This window comes from Moritella sp. PE36 (genome assembly GCF_000170855.1).
Classification (GTDB): domain Bacteria; phylum Pseudomonadota; class Gammaproteobacteria; order Enterobacterales; family Moritellaceae; genus Moritella.
Genome location: NZ_ABCQ01000039.1, coordinates 16,633 through 41,858, shown reverse-complemented (window position 1 = coordinate 41,858; position 25,226 = coordinate 16,633). Strand labels below are relative to the sequence as shown.

The 25,226-nt window shown below is 41.9% G+C and carries 19 protein-coding genes and 8 tRNA genes; 26 read left to right on the top strand and 1 reads right to left on the bottom strand.

Features of this window, described 5'->3' with window-relative positions; translation table 11 throughout:
* The first annotated feature begins 168 nt into the window (after nucleotides 1-168).
* The 24 genes from murJ (at nucleotide 169) to PE36_RS17375 (ending at nucleotide 21,393) form a co-directional block, all read left to right on the top strand.
* Nucleotides 169-1,728: a murein biosynthesis integral membrane protein MurJ gene (gene murJ, locus PE36_RS17490; protein ID WP_043994703.1), complete on the top strand. Its 1,560-nt coding sequence runs from the start codon at nucleotides 169-171 to the stop codon at nucleotides 1,726-1,728.
* A gap of 72 nt (nucleotides 1,729-1,800) precedes the next feature.
* On the top strand, nucleotides 1,801-2,733 hold the full coding sequence (gene ribF / locus PE36_RS17485) for a bifunctional riboflavin kinase/FAD synthetase (RefSeq protein ID WP_006033385.1): 933 nt from the start codon (nucleotides 1,801-1,803) through the stop codon (nucleotides 2,731-2,733).
* A gap of 33 nt (nucleotides 2,734-2,766) precedes the next feature.
* Nucleotides 2,767-5,586 carry an isoleucine--tRNA ligase gene (ileS, locus tag PE36_RS17480; protein WP_006033384.1) on the top strand — a complete coding sequence of 940 codons (2,820 nt, stop codon included), beginning with the start codon at nucleotides 2,767-2,769 and terminating at the stop codon, nucleotides 5,584-5,586.
* Between the two features lie 267 nt (nucleotides 5,587-5,853).
* Nucleotides 5,854-6,366: a signal peptidase II gene (gene lspA, locus PE36_RS17475; RefSeq protein ID WP_006033383.1), complete on the top strand. Its 513-nt coding sequence runs from the start codon at nucleotides 5,854-5,856 to the stop codon at nucleotides 6,364-6,366.
* Nucleotides 6,356-6,802, top strand: coding sequence for an FKBP-type peptidyl-prolyl cis-trans isomerase (gene fkpB / locus PE36_RS17470; protein ID WP_006033382.1), 447 nt, complete (start codon nucleotides 6,356-6,358; stop codon nucleotides 6,800-6,802). Before lspA ends, fkpB begins: the two co-directional genes overlap by 11 nt.
* Before the next feature lie 12 nt (nucleotides 6,803-6,814).
* A complete protein-coding gene (gene ispH / locus PE36_RS17465) occupies nucleotides 6,815-7,759 on the top strand; it encodes a 4-hydroxy-3-methylbut-2-enyl diphosphate reductase (protein ID WP_006033381.1) in 945 nt (314 codons plus the stop codon).
* A 232-nt stretch (nucleotides 7,760-7,991) separates the two neighbouring features.
* On the top strand, nucleotides 7,992-8,459 hold the full coding sequence (locus tag PE36_RS17460) for a prepilin-type N-terminal cleavage/methylation domain-containing protein (protein ID WP_006033380.1): 468 nt from the start codon (nucleotides 7,992-7,994) through the stop codon (nucleotides 8,457-8,459).
* Complete coding sequence (locus PE36_RS17455) at nucleotides 8,456-9,436, top strand: PilW family protein (protein ID WP_006033379.1); 981 nt, start codon at nucleotides 8,456-8,458, stop codon at nucleotides 9,434-9,436. The genes PE36_RS17460 and PE36_RS17455 overlap by 4 nt, the downstream gene beginning before the upstream one ends.
* Nucleotides 9,433-9,873, top strand: coding sequence for a hypothetical protein (locus tag PE36_RS17450; protein ID WP_006033378.1), 441 nt, complete (start codon nucleotides 9,433-9,435; stop codon nucleotides 9,871-9,873). Before PE36_RS17455 ends, PE36_RS17450 begins: the two co-directional genes overlap by 4 nt.
* 9 nt (nucleotides 9,874-9,882) lie before the next feature.
* The gene (locus PE36_RS17445) at nucleotides 9,883-13,824 is read left to right on the top strand and encodes a pilus assembly protein (RefSeq protein ID WP_006033377.1); all 3,942 of its coding nucleotides are present in this window, start codon (nucleotides 9,883-9,885) and stop codon (nucleotides 13,822-13,824) included.
* On the top strand, nucleotides 13,824-14,258 hold the full coding sequence (locus PE36_RS17440) for a type IV pilin protein (RefSeq protein WP_006033376.1): 435 nt from the start codon (nucleotides 13,824-13,826) through the stop codon (nucleotides 14,256-14,258). Before PE36_RS17445 ends, PE36_RS17440 begins: the two co-directional genes overlap by 1 nt.
* Before the next feature lie 115 nt (nucleotides 14,259-14,373).
* Nucleotides 14,374-14,712: a nitrogen regulatory protein P-II gene (gene glnB / locus PE36_RS17435; RefSeq protein ID WP_006033375.1), complete on the top strand. Its 339-nt coding sequence runs from the start codon at nucleotides 14,374-14,376 to the stop codon at nucleotides 14,710-14,712.
* Between the two features lie 511 nt (nucleotides 14,713-15,223).
* Nucleotides 15,224-17,845 carry an alanine--tRNA ligase gene (gene alaS / locus PE36_RS17430; protein ID WP_006033374.1) on the top strand — a complete coding sequence of 874 codons (2,622 nt, stop codon included), beginning with the start codon at nucleotides 15,224-15,226 and terminating at the stop codon, nucleotides 17,843-17,845.
* Between the two features lie 174 nt (nucleotides 17,846-18,019).
* Complete coding sequence (locus PE36_RS17425) at nucleotides 18,020-19,243, top strand: aspartate kinase (RefSeq protein ID WP_006033373.1); 1,224 nt, start codon at nucleotides 18,020-18,022, stop codon at nucleotides 19,241-19,243.
* 119 nt (nucleotides 19,244-19,362) lie between these two features.
* Nucleotides 19,363-19,554 (top strand): carbon storage regulator CsrA, encoded by a 192-nt coding sequence (csrA, locus tag PE36_RS17420; RefSeq protein WP_006033372.1) that lies wholly within the window; start codon nucleotides 19,363-19,365, stop codon nucleotides 19,552-19,554.
* 203 nt (nucleotides 19,555-19,757) lie between these two features.
* Nucleotides 19,758-19,849: transfer RNA gene (locus PE36_RS17415), tRNA-Ser, on the top strand.
* A gap of 85 nt (nucleotides 19,850-19,934) precedes the next feature.
* Nucleotides 19,935-20,011 (top strand) — tRNA-Arg (locus PE36_RS17410).
* Nucleotides 20,012-20,101: 90 nt separating this feature from the next.
* Nucleotides 20,102-20,178, top strand: a tRNA-Arg gene (locus PE36_RS17405).
* A gap of 48 nt (nucleotides 20,179-20,226) precedes the next feature.
* Nucleotides 20,227-20,303, top strand: a tRNA-Arg gene (locus PE36_RS17400).
* A 69-nt stretch (nucleotides 20,304-20,372) separates the two neighbouring features.
* Nucleotides 20,373-20,449: transfer RNA gene (locus PE36_RS17395), tRNA-Arg, on the top strand.
* 80 nt (nucleotides 20,450-20,529) lie between these two features.
* A tRNA-Arg gene (locus tag PE36_RS17390) sits at nucleotides 20,530-20,606 on the top strand.
* Between the two features lie 24 nt (nucleotides 20,607-20,630).
* Nucleotides 20,631-20,707: transfer RNA gene (locus PE36_RS17385), tRNA-Arg, on the top strand.
* A gap of 76 nt (nucleotides 20,708-20,783) precedes the next feature.
* Nucleotides 20,784-20,875, top strand: a tRNA-Ser gene (locus PE36_RS17380).
* Between the two features lie 122 nt (nucleotides 20,876-20,997).
* Nucleotides 20,998-21,393: a DoxX family protein gene (locus tag PE36_RS17375; RefSeq protein ID WP_006033371.1), complete on the top strand. Its 396-nt coding sequence runs from the start codon at nucleotides 20,998-21,000 to the stop codon at nucleotides 21,391-21,393.
* A gap of 33 nt (nucleotides 21,394-21,426) precedes the next feature.
* On the opposite strand, the gene PE36_RS24625 is transcribed toward PE36_RS17375, so the two are convergent.
* Nucleotides 21,427-21,594, bottom strand: a complete 168-nt coding sequence (locus tag PE36_RS24625) for a hypothetical protein (protein WP_006033370.1) — start codon at nucleotides 21,592-21,594, stop codon at nucleotides 21,427-21,429.
* Between the two features lie 238 nt (nucleotides 21,595-21,832).
* Between PE36_RS24625 and PE36_RS17365 the strand changes: the two genes are divergently transcribed.
* Nucleotides 21,833-22,252: a YqaA family protein gene (locus PE36_RS17365; protein ID WP_006033369.1), complete on the top strand. Its 420-nt coding sequence runs from the start codon at nucleotides 21,833-21,835 to the stop codon at nucleotides 22,250-22,252.
* 51 nt (nucleotides 22,253-22,303) lie between these two features.
* Nucleotides 22,304-25,180, top strand: coding sequence for a pitrilysin family protein (locus PE36_RS17360; RefSeq protein WP_006033368.1), 2,877 nt, complete (start codon nucleotides 22,304-22,306; stop codon nucleotides 25,178-25,180).
* Nucleotides 25,181-25,226: the final 46 nt, after the last annotated feature.

Genomic DNA, 25,226 nt, shown 5'->3' with positions numbered 1-25,226 from the left:
TTTTATAAAGGCGAGGAATATGCCTTGCCTAACGAAATTTGTCAATATTTTTGTGTAAATAACAGGCAAAATATTGGCAACTAACTGCAATGACAGTTAAGATGTGGGACATATTTTAGCAGTAAATGCGCCCCACGAACAGGGCTTGATGGACATAAAAGGTATTTCTTGAGTAATAAATTAATAAAATCTGGCCTTATCGTCAGTTCAATGACCATGATCTCGCGTATTTTAGGGTTAGTTCGAGATGTTATCGTTGCAAATTTAATGGGCGCGGGTGCCGCTGCCGATGTTTTCTTCTTCGCCAATAAGATCCCTAATTTTTTACGTCGTCTTTTCGCTGAAGGTGCATTTGCACAGGCTTTTGTGCCCGTTCTGACCGAATATCAACAGACTGGTGATAAACAAAAGGTGCGGGACCTCATTGCATCCGTGTCGGGTACCTTGGGTGTTTTGGTGACCATTGTTACCTTGTTTGGGGTAATAGGTTCGCCATTAATTACCATTCTCTTTGGTGCTGGTTGGTTTGTTGATTGGCTTAATGATGGACCCGATGCACACAAGTTTGAACTTGCCTCATTTATGTTAAAAATTACTTTTCCTTATTTGTGGTTTATTACTTTTACCGCATTATCTGGTGCAATTTTGAACACTTTGGGTAAGTTTGCTGTTGCTGCCTTTACCCCAGTGTTTTTAAATATTGCCATTATTGGTGCGGCATTGTTCATCGCACCTAATCTAGAACAACCTGAAATAGGGCTCGCTATCGGGGTATTCATCGGTGGTGCAATTCAGTTCTTATTTCAAATCCCGTTTTTAGCAAAACAGAAGATGTTAGTGAAGCCACGTTGGGGCTGGCGTGATCCTGGCGTGACTAAAATCCGTAAACTCATGATCCCGGCGATGTTTGGGGTATCAGTAAGCCAAATCAATTTATTGTTTGATACCTTTATTGCCTCATTTTTAATGACGGGTTCGATTAGTTGGCTATATTACTCGGATCGGTTACTCGAATTTCCGCTTGGTTTGTTCGGTATTGCCATCGCGACCGTTATTTTACCCGCGCTGTCTCGAACACATTCTGCAAATTCAGATCACCAGTTTAAGCAAACCATGGATTGGGGCGTAAGGGTGGTGCTATTGTTAGGTGCTCCGGCGATGATGGGCATGATAGTACTGGCTAGTCCCATGCTTAAAGTGTTGTTTATGCGCGGTGAGTTTAGTGCTGATGATGTATCGATGGCCTCGATGAGTTTGATGGCTTATGGCTCGGGTTTACTCAGTTTTATGTTGATTAAGGTACTTGCCCCTGGTTATTACGCGCGCCAAGATACCCGTACACCAGTTAAGTTTGGCATTATTGCGATGATTAGTAATATGGGCTTTAATATCATTTTAGCGATCCCATTTGGTTATGTTGGTTTAGCACTGGCGACTGCGGGCTCTGCGACCTTAAATGCGGGGTTGTTATATTGGGGGTTGCACAAACAAGGTGTGTACCAGATTAATACCGCGACCGGCAAGGTGATCGCCAAGTTGTTCTTGTCTGCTGGCTTAATGGCTGGCTTAGTGCAGTATATTAAACCCGACATGCAGCAGTGGTATGAGTGGGGTCTGTTAGACAGTAGTTTATGCCTGTTAGGGCTCATAGGATTGGCTGTAATAAGCTATTTTATGGTTTTATTGGTACTTGGTTTACGCCCGCGACATTTTAAAATTACTGACTGAGTACAAATTGTTGCTGACCTGTGCGTTGACTAAGTTATAATTTATCATTTTAGTGGAATAGTTGGCAAAGACATGGAGCTGATTCGAGGCATTCACAATTTGAAGCCACACCATCAAGGGTGTGTTTTAACTATCGGTAACTTTGATGGCGTTCATCTCGGGCACCAATCAGTATTACGACAGTTAATCGAAAAAGCGAAACAATTGAATTTGCCAGCAACGGTGATGACATTTGAACCGCAGCCACTAGAGATGATCATTGGCGATAAAGCACCTGCGCGATTAACGCGGTTACGTGATAAATATGCAGCATTAAAAGATCAACATATTGACCAGCTATTATGTGTTAATTTTAATAGCAAATTTGCGGCATTGTCTGCGGATGAATTTATTACCCAGTTGTTAGTGAATAAATTAGGTGTTAAATATTTAGTCGTTGGTGATGATTTCCGTTTTGGCCATAAACGTACGGGTGACTTTGCTATGCTGCAAGCCGCTGGTGCCAAGTATGGTTTTGATGTGGTGAGCATGGATACCTTTAGTGTTGCCCAAGCGCGTGTGAGTAGTACCATGATCCGCGACGCGTTAGCACAAGACGACCTTGATTTAGCCGCCGAACTATTGGGCCGACCATTCAGTATTTTTGGTAAGGTGGCTCACGGCGCTAAATTAGGGCGAACTATCGGTTTTCCGACCGCTAATATCCCATTAAAACGCTGCGTAGACCCTATTAATGGCGTCTATGTAGTAGAAGTGTTAGGTATCAGTGATGATGCCATACAGGGCGTTGCCAACATTGGAAAACGTCCTACAGTTGGCGGCGTACGTACCCAACTGGAAGTGAATTTATTTAATTTTGATGGTGACCTTTACGGCAAACAGCTTGAGGTTGTCCTGAAGAAAAGATTACGCGGCGAACAGAAATTTGCATCTTTTGATGTACTTCGCCAGCAAATAGAACGAGATGTCATTGCAGCCAAAACCTTTTTTGGCCTGTCAGTTTAATTTTTAATAATACCAATAACGGAATTAGGATACATGAGCGAATATAAAAAAACGCTGAACCTGCCAAAAACTGGCTTCGCAATGCGCGCTAACTTAGCGAACCGCGAACCAAATATGTTGAAGCAGTGGACGACTGATGATTTATACGGAAAAATCCGTGCCGCTAAGAAAGGTAAAAAAACCTTTATTTTGCACGATGGTCCTCCTTATGCGAATGGCAGTATTCACATTGGTCACTCAGTTAATAAGATCCTGAAAGACGTTATTATTAAAGCCAAAGGCTTGTCTGGATTTGATGCACCCTATATCCCAGGTTGGGATTGTCACGGTCTGCCTATCGAATTGATGGTAGAAAAGAAAGTGGGCAAACCAGGTCGTAAAGTAACGGCTGCACAGTTCCGCGAAGAATGTCGTAAATATGCGACAAAACAAGTTAACGGCCAACGCCAAGATTTTATCCGTCTTGGTGTATTAGGCGATTGGCAGAATCCGTACCTGACAATGGATTTCAACACTGAAGCAAACATTATTCGAGCTTTAAGTAAAATCGTTGCCAACGGTCATTTACAAAAAGGTTCTAAGCCTGTTCATTGGTGTACAGACTGTGGTTCTGCATTAGCAGAAGCTGAAGTTGAATACGAAGATAAAAAATCACCGGCTATCTATGTACGTTTCACTGCGCAAGATCAAGCAGCAGTGAAAGCGGTATTTGGTAGCGATGTTGAAGGCTTAGTATCAACCGTTATCTGGACCACGACACCTTGGACATTACCTGCTAACCGCGCGGTTGCACTTGCTGAACGCGTTGAATACTCGTTAGTTAATATGGTCACTGAATCGGGTTCACAACAGTTAATCCTAGCAACTGACTTAGTTGAATCTTGCATGGCGGTATTTGCACCAGAAAGCTTCACTACGCTGGGTACTTGTACTGGTGCTGCGCTAGAAAACCTACGCTTTAACCACCCGTTCTATGATTTCGACGTACCGGCTATTTTAGCTGACCACGTTACGACTGACGCGGGTACTGGTGTGGTACATACTGCACCTGGTCACGGTCAAGAAGATTACGTGGCTGGTCTACGTTATAATCTAGAAATTGCCAACCCTGTTGGTAACAATGGTGTTTACCTTGAAGATACGCCGTTATTTGCTGGTCAACACGTATTTAAAGCCAATGATAACGTGATTGAAGTACTTACCGAAAAAGGTGCGTTACTAAACCACCAAGTAATTAAACACAGCTATCCACATTGCTGGCGCCACAAAACGCCAATCATTTTCCGTGCGACACCACAATGGTTTATCAGCATGGAACTAAATGGTCTGCGTAATGCGGCAATGGGCGAAATTAAAAATGTGGAGTGGGTACCTTCTTGGGGTAAAGAACGTATCGAAAGCATGGTAACTAACCGCCCTGACTGGTGTATTTCTCGTCAACGTACGTGGGGTGTACCAATTTCTTTATTCGTGCATAACGAAACACAAGAACCGCATCCACGTTCAGCTGAGCTAATGGAAGATGTTGCTAAGTTAGTTGAGCAGAAAGGCATTCAAGCGTGGTGGGATCTTGATCCGGCCGATCTCCTCGGTGATGACGCTGTTAATTATACCAAAGCACCTGATACCGTCGATGTATGGTTCGACTCGGGTTCAACGCACTTCTCTGTGGTTGATGCACGTAAAGAATACGCGGGCGCAGAGATCGACCTTTACCTTGAAGGTTCTGATCAACATCGTGGTTGGTTCCAATCATCATTGATGATCTCGACGGCTATTCACGGTAAAGCACCTTACAAAGAAGTATTAACACACGGTTTCGTGGTCGATGCGAAAGGCCGTAAGATGTCTAAATCTATCGGTAACGTAATGGCGCCGCAAGACGTAATGAACCGCCTTGGTGGTGATGTGCTACGTTGGTGGGTTGCGAGTACCGATTACACCGGTGAAATGACAGTATCTGATGAGATCTTAGATCGCAGTGCAGATGCTTACCGTCGTATTCGTAATACGGCACGTTTCTTACTGTCGAATCTAGAAGGTTTTAACCCAGAAACTGATCTTGTCGCAACAGAAGATATGGTGGCACTGGATCGTTGGGCTGTGGGTCGTGCACACGCACTACAAACTGAAATCCTAGCAGATTATGAAAGCTATCAAATGCAGAGTGTGACGCAAAAGTTAATGACATTCTGTTCAATGGAATTAGGTAGTTTCTACTTAGATATCATTAAAGATCGCCAGTACACTGCAAAATCAGATGGTGTTGCACGTCGTAGCTGTCAAACTGCGATGTTCCATATCTTAGAAGCCATGGTTCGTTGGACTGCGCCAATTCTAAGTTTCACATCGTTTGAAATTTGGAATGCAATGCCTGGTGAACGTGCTGAATATGTATTTACTGAAGAATGGTACACAGGTCTAGCACCACTTGCAGACGATGCTGAGCTGAACAACGCTTACTGGAACAAGCTACAAGCGGTTCGTAGTGAAGTGAACAAGACTGTTGAACTAGCACGTAGCAATGCTGTTGTCGGTGGTTCACTGCAGGCTGACGTAACGCTGTATGCGAATGCAGAATTAGCGGCTGATCTTGATAAATTAGGTGATGAACTTCGTTTCGTACTGCTGACGTCTAACACGACAGTTGTTGCTGTAACAGAAGCGCCTGCAGACGTTGAAGCAAGCGCTATTGACGGTTTATGGATTAGTATTGCTAAGAGTGACGCAGAGAAGTGCGAGCGTTGCTGGCACCATAACGAAACTGTTGGTCAATCAGCAGCGCATCCTACTATTTGTAATCGTTGTGAAGACAACATCGAAGGTGAAGGCGAGAAACGTCAATTTGCTTAATCGCTAGTGTGTTCATCACTCCGAGCGAGTAAAGAAGGGTAATAACCATTAAGTTGTTATTATCGTTCACATAGAATGCCTACTGTGTATTGGTTAGCTTAATCAGTGTAAACACAGTAGGCATTTTTTTATGGATAAAAGCTAAACGAGTGCCATAAAATGATATGATTGTTAACCATCGATTTAAAGATGCTGGGTTGATAGTGATAACAATGCAGTCGTTACATGACATTTATCGTCATCACGTTGACGTATCAGAGGATAATAATGACCGTAGGCGCACATAAGAGAACGGGATTAATTTGGCTGTGGCTAGCCGTTATTGCATTTTTTATTGATTTGGGTACCAAGTCTTTTGTAGTCAGTCATTTTCAATTAGGTGAATCGGTAAATGTATTACCTATATTCAATTTCACCTATGCACGTAACTATGGTGCCGCCTTTAGCATGCTTGCTGACGCAGGTGGCTGGCAACGTTGGTTCTTTGGCGTGATCGCGGTATCGGTTTCTGGCTTGTTGATTTATTGGTTAAAGCAACAATCAGCCAAGCAATATTGGAGCAACATTGCTTATGCGCTCATTTTAGGTGGTGCATTAGGCAATTTATATGATCGTATTATTCATGGTTATGTAATCGATTTTTTACATGTGTATTGGGATAAAAGCCATTTCCCAATCTTTAATTTAGCAGACACTTGGATCTGTATTGGCGCTGCGATGTTAATCTTGGAAGCCATTATGGAAAGCAAAAATGACAAGGAATCATCAAATGACAGTTAACGTAGCAACAATTGGCGATGATAGCCAAGTACTCATGCATTTCACTATTACTTTAGCAGACGGTTCTGTTGCAGATAGCACCGAACTACAAGGTAAACCAGCTAAGTTAGTGATTGGTGATGGCAGCTTAACCCCTAATTTTGAGCGTTGCTTACTCGGTTTAACTGTTGGCGATAAGAACAAGTTTGAACTGCAACCAGAAGATGCGTTCGGACAACCTAATCCAGATAATATTTACTACTTAGACCGTGCTAAGTTTACGGAAGTGAAAGCGGAAGTTGGCTTAATTGTTGGTTTTACTCAGCCAGATGGCGCTGAGTTACCAGGTATGATCCGTGACGTGATTGGTGACTCGGTCACTGTCGACTTTAATCATCCGTTAGCTGGACAAGTCGTGACGTTTGAAGTTGAAATTTTAGAAATTAATGCAGAATAAATAAGGTTGATGATGGAAATTTTACTCGCTAATCCTCGAGGGTTCTGTGCTGGTGTTGACCGTGCTATTAGCATTGTTGAACGTGCACTTGAGTTATTTGAAACCCCTGTTTATGTACGCCATGAAGTTGTACATAATCGTTATGTGGTTGATGGCCTAAAAGAGAACGGTGCTGTTTTTGTCGAAGAGCTTGATGAAGTGCCAGATGGTCGTGTGGTTATTTTTAGTGCGCACGGGGTATCAAAAGCAGTGCAAGCTGAAGCTAAACGTCGTGACTTAAAGGTATTTGATGCAACTTGTCCGCTAGTGACAAAAGTACACATGGAAGTAACACGTGCCAGTCGCCGTGGTATTGAATGTGTATTGATCGGTCATAAAGGGCACCCCGAAGTCGAAGGCACTATGGGTCAGTATGACAATGCTGACGGTGGTATGTATCTGGTTGAGTCTATCGCTGATGTTGCAGAATTAAGCGTTAAAGATGTGAACAATCTAACTTACAGCTCACAGACTACGTTATCGGTAGATGATTGCTCAGGTATTATTGACGCACTGCGTGAACGTTTCCCTGAGATCAAGGGTCCACGTAAAGATGATATTTGTTACGCAACACAGAATCGTCAGGATGCGGTGTCTAAATTAGCTGGCATGGTGGATATTATGTTTGTGGTTGGTTCGAAAAATTCATCGAACTCGAACCGTTTACGTGAAAAGTCTGAAAACCTTGGTGTACCGTCTTACCTGATTGATAATGCTGGTGATATTGATCCGGTATTATTGGAAGGTAAGCTTAAAGTCGGTGTTACTGCGGGTGCATCTGCACCTAAGATCTTAATCGATCAAGTCGTTGAAAAATTGAAAAGTTGTGGTGGCAAGTTGGTGACTGAAGTTGAAGGTCGTGCCGAAAACACGATATTTGAAGTGCCTGCTGAATTACGTATCAAGCAAGTAAATTAATCATCATGACGAAGCAGCTCGTTTAGTTATCGACTGAATGAGCTTTGTTTATCCATTCTCTTTTTCCCTCTTAATACCTCATACTCACACGGGCTATTCTTCCTTGGCTCTAGTCCATTGAACCATCTATCTAATTCAACGTTATGTCTCACAGAATGACAGTGCATTGTGTTTACATAAATTAAACATTTGTGTAACATGGTGGCGTACAAATTATTAAAGTGAGTTAAGTATGCAATCTAGAACGGAATCTGGATTCAGTCTCATTGAAGTGATGATCACATCATTCATCCTTGCCGTTGGCCTGTTGGGCATAGTGGCATTGCAAGGGATTGCGAAGAAATCATTAGCAGATACAGACAAGCAAATTCAAGCCTCTTTTCTTGCGCGCACAGCGTTGGAAGAATTACGCGCGGATACCCGTTGGCTTACTGCCAATTCCATCGCGGCCCAAAACACCGTCATCACCGACATTCTCACGAATGCAGCAAGCTCTGTTTCACTCAATAATATGGCATTATGCCGTAATATTACAGGCTTAGGCTTAGGCTTAGGCTCAGGAACAGTCACCTTCGCGGTGAGTTGGCAGATTAAAAATGCAGCAAGCTCATCAGGAGCTGCTAATGGCGCAGCCTGCGGTCAGGCAGTCGATAATCGCCGACAAGTGGTATTAACCAGTTTGATCTCGGAGGCGATATGACAGTGAAGCAAGCGGGTTTTAACTTAGTTGAACTGATGATTTCGATGGTAATTGGTTTAGTGCTTATGGTGTCTATCACAACTATGTTTGTGGATACGAAGGTATCGGCTAACCGCTCTTCAACTGTATCGAGTTTACAGCAGCAGGCACTGCTAGCGTTGCAGATATTAGTGGATGATGTCCGTAGTATTGGCAGTTGGGCTGAGTTTTCGGGGGTGTCGTTAGATGATATAACCCTTCCAGTGTTAACTGCGCCAGCAGGCAGTTGTAGTTTAATCCCTGCTATAGGTTCAACCACATCTGCCAACCGTCACAAACCTAAAACTGCAAATTGGATCCGTAATTCAAGTGCTGGACCAAATCTTGTATTGTCTGTCGCTAATTGTCTTGATGCTGAATATAGCATAGCCACAAATAGTGATGTGTTATCTATTGCCCGTCTGCAAGGTACGATTACTGCGCAGGGTGACATTGATACTGCAAGTTATTATGTCGCTGTTTCACCACTGCAAGCACAGATATTTAAAGGTGATACGCCCAATGGTGCCACCAATATAGACGATGCAGATATTTATCCCTACTTACATCATACCTACATTGTGCAAGCTCATGGCTCTGAAGGAACGCGGTTAAGCCGATTTAGTTACATTGATGGTGACTTTGTTAACGATTTGGTCGTGGATAATATTGAGCAAATTCGTATTGATTTTGGTGTCGACGCTAACAGTGATGGCCGACCAGAAAGTTACCTCGTTAGCAGCAGAATTACTGATTTGATGTGGCGCACTAATCAAATTGTGTCTGCTCGAATATACGTGCTCGCACGTGCTAAAAATAAAGATTTAACATTAAACAATAATGCAACGTTTAACGACAAATTTAGCCCTTTCAACCCGCCTGATGATGATAATTATCGTCGTTTTTTATTATCAACAACGGTGCTTATTAACAACAACATGATGGTGGCAGCACAATGAAGTCTCAACAAGGCGTTACCTTATTTATCGTCATCATTATATTGGTTGTTGTTACCTCTTTGGCCGCCGCGGTGATTACCGAAACACGATTAGGACAAAATGCGATTGGCTTGACGCAAGAGAAATTAGCCAATGAGCAAGAAATATTAGGTGGTGTAGAGAGTATAGTTAGCGATGCCACGCTCATTGATGACATCATGGGTATGGATGGTGATAACGACGTCAGCCTTTCTGCAAGCGCATTTAATACAAATGCAAATATGACCCTGCGTGGTGAAGGATATTGCAAGCGAAGTACGACTGCGTCGAGTATTAATTTAATTCAGTGTCGGTATGTCAGAATCGATTTTAATCAACAAAATGATGCTCGACGCGTACAGGGAAATAGTATGACTTCGGGTATTGAGCAGCCATTTTTAGCGGCTAAAAATAATTAGGGACAGGCAATGAAAAGGATTTTCAAACAAGCCAGTATCATTCTAACAGGGCTGATGGCCTTGTATGCAGGGGCTGATGAAGGTGAAATTTATTCCGTCAGCTTAAATGGCAAACCCCAAGTGCTTATTATTTTAGATACTTCTGCACATATGAAAGAGGAAGCTGATTTTCCTTATCCAAAATACTATGATCCGCATATTGCTTACCCGCCGACGCCAGATACAAATGCTGAAGATATAATTTACCGTTGGTTCTATGGCGGTGAACAGTTTTATTATAATAACAGCGCTAGTGCTAAAGCGCTCAATCATACTGAATTACGTGATATTGCTGAAAAAGCGGTTGATACTTATGCGGGAGGACCTGCACTAACAGGGACTGAACAAGAAAAATATAACGCTTTTGTTACGACTATTCCAGCTCGAGGAAGTGGTAATAAACTCGATTTTTCTAAAATGAATTGCTATTCAGCTGTCGCTGACTTTCAGGGAGATCTCGGTGCTTATCAAGATTATATCGCTCAATGGTTACCAGGCAAGATTAAACTATTTGATGGTGTTGTTGGGATCCCATATGAGTGGCGTACCATTGGCAGTAAAACGAGTATTGGTCGAAAATTTGTTGATTGTGACCAAGATATAGCAACGGATGAAAAGCGAAATCCTGGTTACGAGCACAGTGGTGTGATTAAGGCGGAAGAGGTTAACGCTGAAGGTGAATCTGATGATGGGTCAGCTGATGGTTATGTCGAAAACCCGAAAAGAGAAGGTTTCCCATCGAACGGACCAGAGTACTATTGGAACATTTATGAAGATACGGCACAAGGACGATTTAATGGTAACAGCGATAATAAAGCGTATTTGTATTCGGATAACTTAGTAAAATGGGCGGCATTAAAACCGAGTAGTGGCACGACGATTCAATTATCGAATTTACAGATAGCCAAAAAAGTCGTACTGGATATGATGCTTGATACTACCGAGATTAATACCGGACTGGAAATTTTCAATCCGAATAACTCTATCACTAAACTTGATATTTTAAATAATAATGGTGGTCGAATAATTTCTAAGATTAGCTCTTATGATCAGGATGATTATGATGCGTCGACGAATGATTATGTAAATAAAAAAAGCCTGCTAAAAAGTAAGATGCAAGATATTTTTACTACTAGCATGTCCAAATCAGCCTTATGTGAAAGCTTGTATGAAGGATATCGATATTTATATGGTCAAGATGTTTGGTATGGGGATGATGTATTAATTGGAGAAAAACCAAAACGCGATCAAAGTGCAGAGGCTAGTGGTACTTATATTAGCCCTATGGATTGGGTCAATAGCTGCCAAACAGAGGCTTATATTATTATGGTGACCACGGGGCACCATGATGTCAGTTCTAGACTTAGTGACATTGTTAAGTGCGGCGGTATTTTTGGTGATCTAATCCGTATTGATGCATATGATCATGATAGTAAAGCAAATAAGTTAATTGAACAGTTACCAGGGATGACGGCTCAAGATATTAAAGATAGAGCGGTACAAGTGAATAATGCGGATACTACCTGTGATAAGAATTTACTCCCTGTGCTCTCAGGTTGGCTGGCAAATAATGATATGAATAAAACGACGACGAATGTGAAGGAACGCATTGTTACTTACACCGTAGGTATTGGTAATCTCGATGCCGGACGTCGTAATTTGTTAGAAAAAACGGCTGAATATGGCGATGGACAATTTTATAATGCATTGAATGCTAATGAATTACGTCAAAAATTAGAAATGGCATTTGCAGATATTATCGCCAGACAACAAGGGATAGCCGCCGCTGTTGGTACTTCCATTAATAGCAGTAACTCAAGTAAGAGTAACGAATTCGTTTATTACTCTATGTTCCAGCCGAATCAAACCAGTAAATGGCAAGGTAACTTGCGTAAGTTTAAGGTCACTGGTGATGGAACCTTAAGTGCGTGGACACAATCCGCTAGCGATGCAGGATCAACAAACTCGGCGATATTGCCAGCCTTAACCAATGATGTCAGCAGCTTCTTTAATGATGATTTATATTCAGGGTGGAGCACTGAACAAGGCTTAAATGATGTAAGTACAGGTGGTGTTGCTGAAGCATTTACTCATTTGGACTCAGCGATTCCACGTAATATTTATATTACTAATACTGATAATACTGCGTTACTTACCTTGTCTAAAGATAATTTAAAGAGTGCCTTATCAGTGACCAGTGATGCTGATTTGGCAAGTGCGCTTGGCGTATCTGAAGCTACGTTAGATGCGGCGATTAGTTGGTTAAGTGGCAAAAATGAAGCAGGGGAATATCGTGATGATATCTTTGGCGATCCTATGCATGCAGAGCCACTAATTGTTGAATATCCAGATACTCTTGGCGTTGAAGGCTCAGATGGGCAAACCGTATTAACGAAAGCGCGTATATTTATTGGTACTAATTCTGGATTTTTTCATGCCTTTAAAGATAATGGGCGCACCGTCGAAGAAGAATGGGCGTTCATTCCTAAAGAAAACCTCGCTAATGCATTAAAATTAAATCTGCAGGTCACTAAAGCTGAAAATCGTATTTATGGTATTGATGGCAGTGCTGTTGATGCGGCATACCTCGATAGCGCTGGTAATGTTAAGCATATTATTAGTTTCGGTTTACGTCGTGGCGGTGAAAAATATTTCTCTTTGGATGTTAACCTTGATAGCAGTAAAACAAATACGACTATCCCACAGTTAAATTGGGTAATGGAAAACAAGAACTCGAGTAAAACATATCCTGAATTAGGGCAAACGTGGTCAACACCAGTTGTCAGTAAGGTATTTAGAGGTAACGTTAATACTAATGATAAACCGGTATTAATTTTTGGTGCTGGTTATGATGTAAAAAAAGATACCTGTGGTGCGAATAATATCAATGTTACTTGTGCTGATACCGTGGGGAGAGGCGTGTATATCATTGATGCAGACACTGGCGATTTACTGAAATCGTTTGGCCGTAATGACGGTATTAGTGATAGTGTCGCCAGTCGTTTAGCGGTCATGGACAGTGATGGCGATAGTTATGCCGATCGTATTTATGCACCAGATACAGCGGGTAATATTTATCGTATCGATATGCCTAAAATATTTGATGCAGATAAAAATGAGTTCATTATGGATACCGCTAAATGGCGATTATTTAAATTGGCTAGCCTTGGAGGCTTAGCAGCGAGTGATCGTCGATTCTTTAGTGCGCCATCAATTGTCAGAGCAAGAGATATCAATGGTTACTCCTACGATGGTTTATTATTAGGTAGCGGTGATATTACCAGCCCGAACTCAAACCTTACTGCGCGTAATTATTTCTTCAATATTAAAGATAGTTTTATTTACCCTGAAATATGGGGGAGTAACTCAGGTGAAACGCCAGTGCCTTCGACAATTAAATTAACTAACTTATCTTTGATTAAATATAGCAGCGCAAATAGTAGTGATGAAATTACAGATGTTATAGACGGTGAGACGTTATCTGGGTGGCATTATGAATTGCTGCAAGCTGATTCGGTAGATGGTTCGAACCTAGGTGGAGAGAAGTCACTTGGCGCTGCCGTTGTTATTAACGGTATTGTTCATTTTAATACCTACACGCCTTTTGATACTGATTATGTAATTGAAAATGGCCAATGTGTGGTTAATCAATCGGGTAATAGCCATTATTATCAACTCGATTTAAATGTTGGAACAAGAACATTTTACCAAAAGCTCCCTAACGTTATCGCCAAAGATCTTGCGGTACATGCTGCATCGATAAATGGTGCGTCTGTATTACGTCTATTAGGTGCGGGTAAAGGTGAAAGTAAGACTGTTGAGGGAGTCACAATTAATAAAGGGACTGTGGATACAAAGATGCTATTAGCGCCACGTTCAACCTACCGTTACTTCAATGAGGCTGCCCTATAATGGCAAATAAACACACGGGTTTTACCCTGGTCGAGCTGATGATCGTGGTGGCGATTGTTGGCATCTTAGCGGGTATTGGTTATCCCTCTTACAGTGCTTATATTATGAGTAACAATCGTAATGATGCGAAAACGGCATTGTATAAAGCGCAGTTATTACAAGAACAGTTTTATTTAGATCATGGCCAGTATGCAACGTCATTAGCCAGTGGCGCGACGAATACCTTATCTGGATCTGGCTGGCATGATGACAGTGACTATTACAGTTTTGCACTTGGCGCGAGCAGTACTAAAAACAACTATACGATAATCGCGACTGTCGAAGCTGCAAGTACGCAGGCTAATGATACCGATTGTACCTCTTTCACGATTGATCATTTTGGTGTGACGACCTCGTTGAATAGTGCAAATACAGTCACAGCGGATTGCTGGTGATTAGCGTTAAATCATAAGTTTAACAATTTCATCGATTTAATTGCTTGTCTGATTGGCAATTTGAATTTGCTTAGGTATGCTAAGAGTTATATTTAGGGGCAAACAGGGACTGACAATGAAAAAAATTGAAGCGATTATTAAACCGTTTAAGCTGGATGATGTACGCGAAGCGCTTGCCGAGATTGGTATCACAGGGATGACTGTATCTGAAGTAAAAGGTTTTGGCCGTCAAAAAGGCCACACCGAACTTTACCGTGGTGCTGAGTACATGGTTGATTTCTTACCTAAAGTAAAACTTGATCTTATAGTGCAAGACGATGACGTTGATGCCTGTATCGACTCTATCGTTGAAACCGCGCACACGGGTAAAATTGGTGATGGTAAGATTTTTGTTACCGCTGTAGAACGTGTGATCCGTATTCGTACAGGTGAAGAAAACGAAGAAGCGATCTGATTATTATCAGTGAGATGGCTCGCTGAAATAGATATAATTTTTGAAAAGCACCGCGCATTTATGTTCGGTGCTTTTTTTTGGCTGATATATACCCAAGTTACTTCAAGATGCACAATCAGCAAATCGAAAGGAGAGGATGTTCAAGGCATGAAGTCGAGGATTTAGCTATTCTAAATCAAGGCTTCATAACGCCGAAGATTCCTTCATTCGGTTTGCCCTACGGGAGGCGAGCAGGAATAACAGCACAGCGTTACAATATTTGAAAATGGAATAACCATTATCTACATATTGTGCCTTGTTCTGATATCCCTGCTCGTCTCTGATATAGCATCTTGAAGTAACTTGGGTATATCTTTACTGATTGGATTAACAACACAGGTAAAATACAGCCTCAAGGGCGTCTCTGAGTTAGCATTTTGACGCGGTTTGGGTATAATCACTTCATTAACAGATCCGTTTATATTATTAAATCTAAACAATCGCTCATATTTCAAGCACCCAGGACAATTACATGACTATGTCTACAGCTGAGATCCGCAACGCGTTTCTTGATTATTTTGCCAGTAAAGGGCACAACAAAGGCACAAGTAGCTCACTTGTTCCTGCTAATGATCCAACTTTGTTATTTACAAATGCGGGCATGAACCAATTTAAAGACGTATTCCTCGGTGCAGAACAACGTTCATATACACGTGCCACAACGTCGCAACGCTGTGTACGTGCTGGTGGTAAACACAATGACTTAGATAACGTAGGTTACACTGCGCGTCACCATACATTCTTTGAAATGTTAGGTAACTTCAGCTTTGGTGATTACTTTAAAGAAGATGCGATCTTATTTGCATGGGAATTCTTAACCGTTGTTCTGAAAATACCAAAAGAAAAGTTACTTGTTACTGTGTATGAAAGTGATAATGAAGCATTTTCATTCTGGGCGAACAAAGTAGGCGTGCCAGAAGATAAAATTATTCGTATTGGTGATAAATCCCCGGAGAAGAAATTCGAGTCAGATAACTTCTGGTCAATGGGTGATACCGGTCCATGTGGACCATGTTCTGAAATCTTCTACGATCACGGCGAAGACATTTGGGGCGGCGTTCCTGGCTCTCCAGAAGAAGACGGTGACCGTTTTATTGAGATCTGGAACTTAGTATTCATGCAGTTTAACCGTCAAGCTGACGGCACCATGGAAGAATTACCAAAACCATCTGTGGATACAGGTATGGGTCTTGAGCGTATTGCTGCAATTATGCAAAATGTACACTCAAACTACGAAATCGATATCTTCCAAAGCTTAATCAAGCATGTTGCAGAACTTATCGGTACCACAGATTTAGAACACAAATCATTACGCGTTATTGCCGATCACATCCGTGCATGTAGCTTCCTGATCTCTGACGGTGTGATGCCATCAAATGAAGGCCGTGGTTATGTGCTACGTCGTATTATCCGTCGTGCAGTACGTCACGGTAATAAGCTTGGCGCTAAAGGTCCATTCTTCAACAAACTTGTTGCGAAGATGGTTGAACTCATGGGCGACATTTCTGACGATCTGGTAAAACAACAAGCAATTGTTGAAAAAATCTTACTTATCGAAGAAGAGCAGTTTGGTAAAACACTAGAGCGTGGTCTGAACATTTTAGACAACGAACTGTCACAACTAGACGGTAAGGTTGTTCCGGGTGATGTGGTATTCAAACTTTACGATACCTACGGCTTCCCATCAGATTTAACTGCTGATATTGCCCGTGAACGTGAGCTAACCATTGACGAAGACGGCTTTAAAACAGCAATGGAAGCGCAACGTAATCGTGCGCGTCAAGGTTCTAACTTTGGCACTGATTATAACGAAATGCTAAAAATTGATGCAAAAACTGAATTCTTGGGTTACCAAACGCTGACATCTGATGCACAAATAGTGGCATTAATTAAAGATAACGCTGAAGTTGAGCTGTTAAATGACGGTCAAGAAGGTGCGATTGTATTAAACAAAACACCATTCTACGCAGAAGCGGGTGGCCAATCTGGTGACCAAGGTGTGATCAAAATTGGTGATGCTGTCTTTACGGTAACAGATACCAAGAAAGCGGGTAATGCAACGATTCACTTCGGGTCAGTTTCAGGTGTGATCGAAGTAAATAGCCAGGTTATCGCCGATGTTGATGTAAGTCGTCGTAAAGCGATTGGCCTTAATCACTCTGTTACTCACTTAGCACACGCCGCATTACGTAAAGTTGTTGGTGATAATGTACAACAGAAAGGTTCATTAGTATTACCTGAACGTTTACGTTTTGACTTCTCACATTTTGAAGGGGTAACGCCTGCGCAACTGATTGAAGTTGAACGCCTTGTTAACGCTCAAATTCGTGCTAACCATGAAGTTGTAACGGAAGTCATGGACATTGATGCGGCGCGTGAAGCGGGTGCTATGGCGTTATTCGGTGAGAAATACGATGATGAAGTGCGTGTAGTACGCATGGGTGACTTCTCAATTGAACTATGTGGTGGTACGCATGTTAAACGTACTGGTGACATTGGTTTCTTCAAGATCTTATCTGAGAGCGGTATTGCCGCCGGTGTACGTCGTGTTGAAGCGGTAACCGGTGATTCTGCACTGGCTTATGTGCACGATCTTGTTGCTAAAATGCAAGAAACTGCAAGCTTAGTGAAAGCGGACCAAAACACAGTTGTGGCAAAAGTGAGTCAAGTACTCGACCGTAACCGTAGCCTAGAAAAAGAAGTTGAGAAGTTAAACGTACAAGTCGCCAGTGCTGCGAATGCTAACTTGATCGACCAGGTACAAGTGATTAACGGTGTTAAAGTACTTGTTGCTAACCTAAAAGGTGCTGATCCTAAGTCGCTACGTAGCTCGATGGATGAACTGAAGAACAAACTGCAAAGCGGTATTATTGTGCTTGGTATTCCAGGCGAAGGTAAAGTTAACCTGATCACGGGTGTAACTAAAGACCTAATCGGTAAAGTGAAAGCGGGTGAGCTAGTCAGCTTCCTTGCCGTTCAAGTTGGTGGTAAAGGTGGCGGTCGTCCAGATATGGCGCAAGCGGGTGGTTCAAACCCTGAAGCACTAGCTGCTGCGCTTGAATCAGTGACGCCTTGGTTAACTGAAAAACTGTAAGTCAGTACTAGTGAGTACTATTAATTAGAAATAGTTAGTTAGCAATGATTAACGAATCGTTAATGGTGGTTAACTAAGTCTAAATAAACAGTGTAATGACAAGAAGTAGACGGTACTACTTCTTGTTCTGAGCACAGGCGGTGATAAATTTAAAGGTTATTAAAGGAAGTTGTTGTGGCGTTGTATGTACAAAAATATGGGGGTACTTCAGTTGGTTCAATTGAGCGAATTGAAGCTGTTGCCCAGCGAGTGAAAAAATCTTGTGAACAGGGTAATCAAATAGTTGTGGTCGTGTCGGCAATGTCTGGTGAAACTAACCGTTTACTGGGCATGGCAAAAGCGCTTGATGAGCACGCAGCTCGCAGAGAAATGGATGTATTAGTTTCAACAGGTGAACAGGTCACTATCGCGTTGTTAACCATCGCCCTGCAAAAAGCAGGTGTTGATGCGATATCAATGACGGGTGATCAGGTTCAACTGAAAACCGATAACAGCCATGGTAAGGCGCGCATCAAAACTGTTGAAACAGAAAACTTACAACGTCATCTAGATGCAGGTAAAGTGGTCGTAGTTGCAGGTTTCCAAGGTCGTGATGAAGATAATAATATCACGACGTTAGGGCGCGGCGGCTCGGACACTACCGCAGTTGCAATTGCAGCTGTACTGAAAGCTGATGAATGTCAGATTTATACTGACGTTAATGGCGTCTATACCACCGACCCTCGGGTTGAACCGCGCGCACGGAAATTAGATCGCATCACTTTCGAAGAGATGCTTGAAATGGCGAGCTTAGGTGCCAAAGTATTACAAATTCGTTCGGTCGAATTTGCAGGGAAATACAATGTACCTTTACGTGTACTATCTTCATTTGAAGAGGGTGAAGGGACATTGATTACTTACGAGGACGTAAAAAAAATGGAATCAGCAATCATATCTGGCATTGCGTTTAACCGCGATGAAGCAAGTTTAACAATATCAGGTATTCCTGATGAACCTTTAGTCGCAGCCAATATCTTAACGCCAATTGGTGATGCCGGTATTGATGTTGACGTTATCGTCCAAAATGCACATGGTAAAGATGGCCTTGTTGACTTCACTTTTACTGTACATCGTGACGATTACCAAGCCGCGAGAGTACTCTTGGAAAAGACTTGTGAAGAATTATCTGGAAAAAATGTGCAAGGTAACGATCGTATTGCTAAAATTTCAATAGTAGGAGTCGGCATGTGGAATCATCCAGGCGTCGCTAAAACAATGTTTGAAGTATTAGGTAGTGAAGGGATCAACATGCAGTTGATTTCGACCTCTGAAATTAAAATTTCAGTGATCGTTGATGAGAAATATTTAGAGCTTGGTGTTCGTGCACTGCACGCTGCATTCAACTTAGATGTCGCTTGAACTGAGTGAATTAACAACAAATTAAGTCTTATTTATTCTTTTCTTGTTTTATATTGAAGCTTTTAATAGAATAATAAGCGGCTTAACAAAAAATAATGAATTAGTTGAGGAATAAATTAATGCTAATATTGACGCGCCGTGTTGGCGAAACGCTTATGATTGGTGATGAAGTTACTGTTACAGTTCTAGGTGTGAAAGGAAATCAAGTTCGTATCGGTGTTAATGCGCCTAAAGAAGTATCTGTTCACCGTGAAGAGATCTACATGCGAATTCAAGCAGAAAAAGGCGAAAGCCCTGAAGGCAACTTCTAAAGTAGAATAATAAACATTATTTCAGATTGGGTTTAGCGATGCTAAGCCCTTTTTTTTACCTAGTTATTCGCTATTTTTAAGCTTTTTATCACGCCTTTGCTGTAATAGTGGGTTTATTGTTTGAAACTTAAACAGTTGCTTGGGTGCGGTTAATTAACATTTGACTTATTTTCCAGTATCCGTATTATGAGCGCCAACAACACGGAGAGGTGGCCGAGTGGCCGAAGGCGCTCCCCTGCTAAGGGAGTATGGGCTTTAAATCCCATCGAGGGTTCGAATCCCTCCCTCTCCGCCATTGTTGTCCTAGCTTCTATCTCATGTTGAAAAATGTGTTATAGTGTTTTGGTCAGCTTTTTGGTCGTTGGAAGAAATAATTGTATGCGGATGTAGCTCAGCTGGATAGAGTACCTGGCTACGAACCAGGCGGTCGGAGGTTCGAATCCTCCCATCCGCACCATTATTTCGATTAGAATTAATTCTAAGTAATTAGTAGAAGTTGAAAATACTTAATCTAGTTATAAAAAATTATACGTTAGACCAAATATGTGCGGATGTAGCTCAGCTGGATAGAGTACCTGGCTACGAACCAGGCGGTCGGAGGTTCGAATCCTCCCATCCGCACCATTGGTTTTAACACAACGTTTGCTCGGCAAACAACAGAATAAATTATGCGCGGATGTAGCTCAGCTGGATAGAGTACCTGGCTACGAACCAGGCGGTCGGAGGTTCGAATCCTCCCATCCGCACCATTTATTCAAATCAACTAGAGATTTTAAACTAGACGTTGTAGAACGAAAACCTAACAGAACAAATTATGTGCGGATGTAGCTCAGCTGGATAGAGTACCTGGCTACGAACCAGGCGGTCGGAGGTTCGAATCCTCCCATCCGCACCATTTGTTCAAACCACAATTTAATTTTTATTGTTTAATTCGTTAAACGGTAAAATAAAACAAGTTCTTAAAATAGAATATGTGCGGATGTAGCTCAGCTGGATAGAGTACCTGGCTACGAACCAGGCGGTCGGAGGTTCGAATCCTCCCATCCGCACCATCTATTTTAAATATAATTTTTTGTGCGGATGTAGCTCAGCTGGATAGAGTACCTGGCTACGAACCAGGCGGTCGGAGGTTCGAATCCTCCCATCCGCACCATTTATTATATTATTATGAATTGTTCCGATGTAAGTCTTTACATTGTCGATGTTTTTCATGATAATAGGGTTTGTGTGGAGAGGTGGCCGAGTGGCCGAAGGCGCTCCCCTGCTAAGGGAGTATGGGCTTTAAATCCCATCGAGAGTTCGAATCTCTCCCTCTCCGCCATTAACATAAAAAAACCGCTTAATAGCGGTTTTTTTATACCTGAAATTTACCCCATCAATTATTTTCACTTGCTATTATTGAGCTAGACTTAGAAAACACCCTGTTTTATTGGTCGGTCTATCATGCTTCAATTCACACTCACCATTCAAAAGTTTGCAGCGCCGCTTGGTCGCTTTCTAATTGGTATCTTATTCGTACAAGCTGGATTAGGAAAGATATTTTCTTATGCGGGCACGGCTGACTATATGGTCGCCATGGGCGTACCGGGTATATTGCTACCTTTGGTTATCATTACCGAGTTTGGTGGTGGTTTGGCGGTTATCCTGGGTTATCATACCCGGATTGCGGCTTTTGCCTTAGCTGGTTTTTGTGTATTAACTGCGGTGATATTCCATGTCGATTTTAGTGATACCATGCAGATAATCATGTTTTCCAAAAACATGGCGCTGGCCGGTGGTTTTTTATTGTTAGTCGCCCACGGCGCTGGGGCTTTCTCGCTAGATAATAAAGTGAAATGATAATGCATATAGGCGGCTGTAGCGCTCACCAGCTTAGCGGGTAAGGTACATCATCAAGCTGAAAAATGCGATTATGGCCGTTGTGCCGCCAATAATATAGATAAAGCCCTTTTTACCTTGCTGAATGGTCCAGTCATTGTATTGCAGGAAAGCAAACCATAAGATGCTTAGCAGTAAAGGTAATAGAAAAAATTTAAACATAAGTTCCCCAATGTAGCGATTTATCACTGTTTATTGAATTATATAGTGGCTAAACTGTCCTACCACTTTTAATGAGACTGTTAATATTGGCGTTTTTGTTCGATATTAAATGCGTCGTTAAGTCCATTAAGCCATGATATTAACATGCCTAACTTTGATTATACGTCTAACTTCAATATATAGTGTGACTTAATACTCTTGCTGGACATGCTGTGAGTGAATGAATTTAGAGGATTAAATGGGTCTTTGGTTATTATTTTTCAGTAGTTTTACGTCAGCGACCATTTTACCTGGTAGTTCGGAAATATTATTAACCGCGATGCTGATTGAAGGTTCATGGTCATATTGGCAACTTTTTGTGATGGCCACCAGTGGCAATGTTTTAGGGTCTATCCTCACTTTTTATATGGGGTATTTCATTCATGCGAAAAAACCAATCGATTTTTCAGCCAATAAGCACTACCAGCGTGTGCATGATGTGATCCAGCGTTGGGGTTGGAGTAGTTTATTATTTAGTTGGTTGCCTATTTTTGGTGATATTCTTTGCTTATTAGCGGGTTGGTTACGTGTAAATCCGCTACTTGCTTTTATGGCAATCATGTTTGGAAAATCAATTCGTTATGCCATTTTGATCTGGTTTATGAGTGCAGTTAGCTAGTGACTTTATATTTATATTTATATTTAATTTTAAACGGACGGGGAATTTTTGATGCGTGTTAATGCTTTTTATAGTGCAGTAGTGCTGAGCTCTGCAATAGTGCTGCTGAGTGGGTGTTCATTATTAGATAAAGATACTGATGTCGCGGTATTACCAGCAGGCATCACCCTCGTTGATAAGCAAGATAAAACACCGGGTAGCTTGTTAATTCCTTATGAAAAATATCAGTTAAGCAATGGTCTTACGGTTATCTTACATGAAGATAATTCCGATCCTTTGACTTATATTGATATGACTTATCATGTCGGATCGGCACGTGAAGAACTGGGGAAATCAGGATTTGCGCATTTCTTCGAGCATATGATGTTCCAAGGCAGTAAAAATGTTGGCGATCAGCAGCATTTTAAAATCGTCAATGAAGCTGGCGGGTCGATGAATGGCAGTACCAATCAAGACCGGACTAATTATTATCAAACGGTGCCGGCGAATCAATTAGAAAAGATGCTATGGCTAGAAGCCGATCGCATGGGATTTTTATTAGATGCGGTTGATCAGCGTAAGTTTGAAATTCAACGTGCAACCGTTAAAAACGAGCGCTCACAACGTGTTGATAATCGCCCTTATGGTTTACTTGGCGAACGCGTTGGTGAAGCTTTATATCCACGGGATCACCCTTACTCTTGGCAACCGATTGGTTATATTGAAGATTTGGACCGTGTTGATGTAAACGATTTAAAACAGTTTTTCTTACGTTGGTATGGCCCAAACAACGCCACATTAACGATCGCGGGTAAATTTAATAAAACAGATACCTTAGCCTGGGTGAATAAATATTTTGCCAGTATACCTAAAGGACCAGAGGTGAAAGACGTCGTTCCTGTGCCTGTGAGTCTTGATAATGATCGTTATATCACCCTAGAAGATAACGTGCCTCAGCCAATGCTGTATATGAGCTACCCAACGGTATACATGGGGCATGAAGATGAAGCACCACTGGATTTATTTGCCTACGCGCTGGGCGGTGGTAAAAACTCGGTGTTATATAAAGATCTGGTCGAAACTGGCTATGCCACCAGTGTTGCGGCTTACCACAGTTGCAGTGAACTGAGCTGTACCTTTGATATCTATACTCAGCCTAATCCGGCCAAAGGCATGGAACTTGCTCCGCTGCTAGATAAGATCAATACGTCGATTAAAGCGTTAGCAGAACAAGGTATTGCGGACTCTGAAGTGACCCGCTTGCGCTCGATTATTGAAAGCTCAACGATATTTGGTATGCAGAGCGTAGCAGGTAAAGCCAAGGAACTGGCGTTAGGGGAAACCTTAATGAATGATCCTAATTATTTAACCAAAGGGTTGTCGGTCTTTAAGCATATGAGTGCTGAAGAAGGGGTGGCAGGGTACAAGAAATACCTCGAAAACAAGCCTAAAGTAATTATGAGTGTGGTACCAAAAGGGCAATTACAATATATCGCCCACGAGCCGACATTCAGTCCTGCGCCGCGTAATATAGATAAGCTCACGCTTCTGCCAGCTGAAATACTGGCTGAGCGTATTACCCAAGATGACTTTGATCGCTCGGTTATGCCAAAGGTGGGTAGCAACCCACAGCAAACATTACCGACGTTATGGCGTCAATCACTTGCGAATGACATTCAAGTACTTGGTACAGTATACGATGAAACCCCAACCGTGAGTATACAGATCAACTTGAAAGGCGGGCGCCGTGTTGAAAGCTTAGATAAGCTCGGTATTGCTAAGTTAACGGCGGCAATGATGAATCAATCGACAGCGTTACATAGCTCGGCAGAACTCAATGATCAGCTGCAATCATTAGGCAGTAGTATTAACTTCTCTGCAGGCTTGTATGGCACGACTATCAGTGTAAATAGTTTATCTAAAAACTTGCCAGCAACACTGGCTATATTAGAAGAAAAATTATTTAAACCAGGTTTTGTTGATGCCGATTTCACTCGGATTAAAGCACAATCAAGACAGGCATCATTACAAAATCAACAACGTGTGGGTTGGTTGGGGCAGTTAGCTACGCAGCGTATCTTGTACGGCGAAGAGCGTGTTACTGGTAACCCATCGTCGGGTACGTTAAAAAACCAAGCAACGTTAACCCCCGATGATGTACTTGCTTATTATCAGCAGTATTATAATTCGGCGGCAGCGAAGATCGTGGTGGTTGGTGATGTCAGTGAAGTGGCAATAACGAAGTCGTTAGGTTTCTTACAACAAGGCGCGCGATTACCTGCCGTGACTTATCCTTCTCTGGCAAAAGCACCGTTATGGCAACCAAATACCTTGTATATTGTGGATAAGCCCGATGCAGTGCAATCGGTAATTAAAGTCGTATCACCAGCTATCTCTTATGATGTAACTGGGGATTTCTTTAAAGCTAACCTGATGAACTTTAACTTAGGCGGTAATTTTAATAGCCGCTTAAATCAGAACTTGCGTGAAGATAAGGGGTATACATACGGCGCCAGCACAGGATTTTATGCTGATCGTGAATTCGGCTATTTCTCTGCTTCGGCAGATGTTCGGGCGGAAGTGACTGGTGATGCCATTAAAGAAACACTAACAGAATTAAAAAATTATACCGAAAATGGTATTACAGATTCTGAGTTAGATTATATGAAGAGTGCCGTATCACAACAGGAAGCACTGTCTTATGAAACGCCTGCACAGAAGTCTAACTTCTTAATGCAGCTGTTGTTATTGGACTTATCTCCGGATTTTGTTGAGCAGCAAGCTGATATTATTCAAGCCATGGATAAGTCTGAAATTCAGGCATTGGCAAAGACTTACTTATCTAGCGATAAATTTTCTGTTATTGTGGTCGGTGATCGTCAGTTGATTGAAAAACAGGTTCAAGACTTTGGTTTAGATATTCAAGTTTTTGATCTGTTAGATAAATAATAGACTTGAAATTAACCTTAAAGATTGCCTCACAGATCGCGCAATT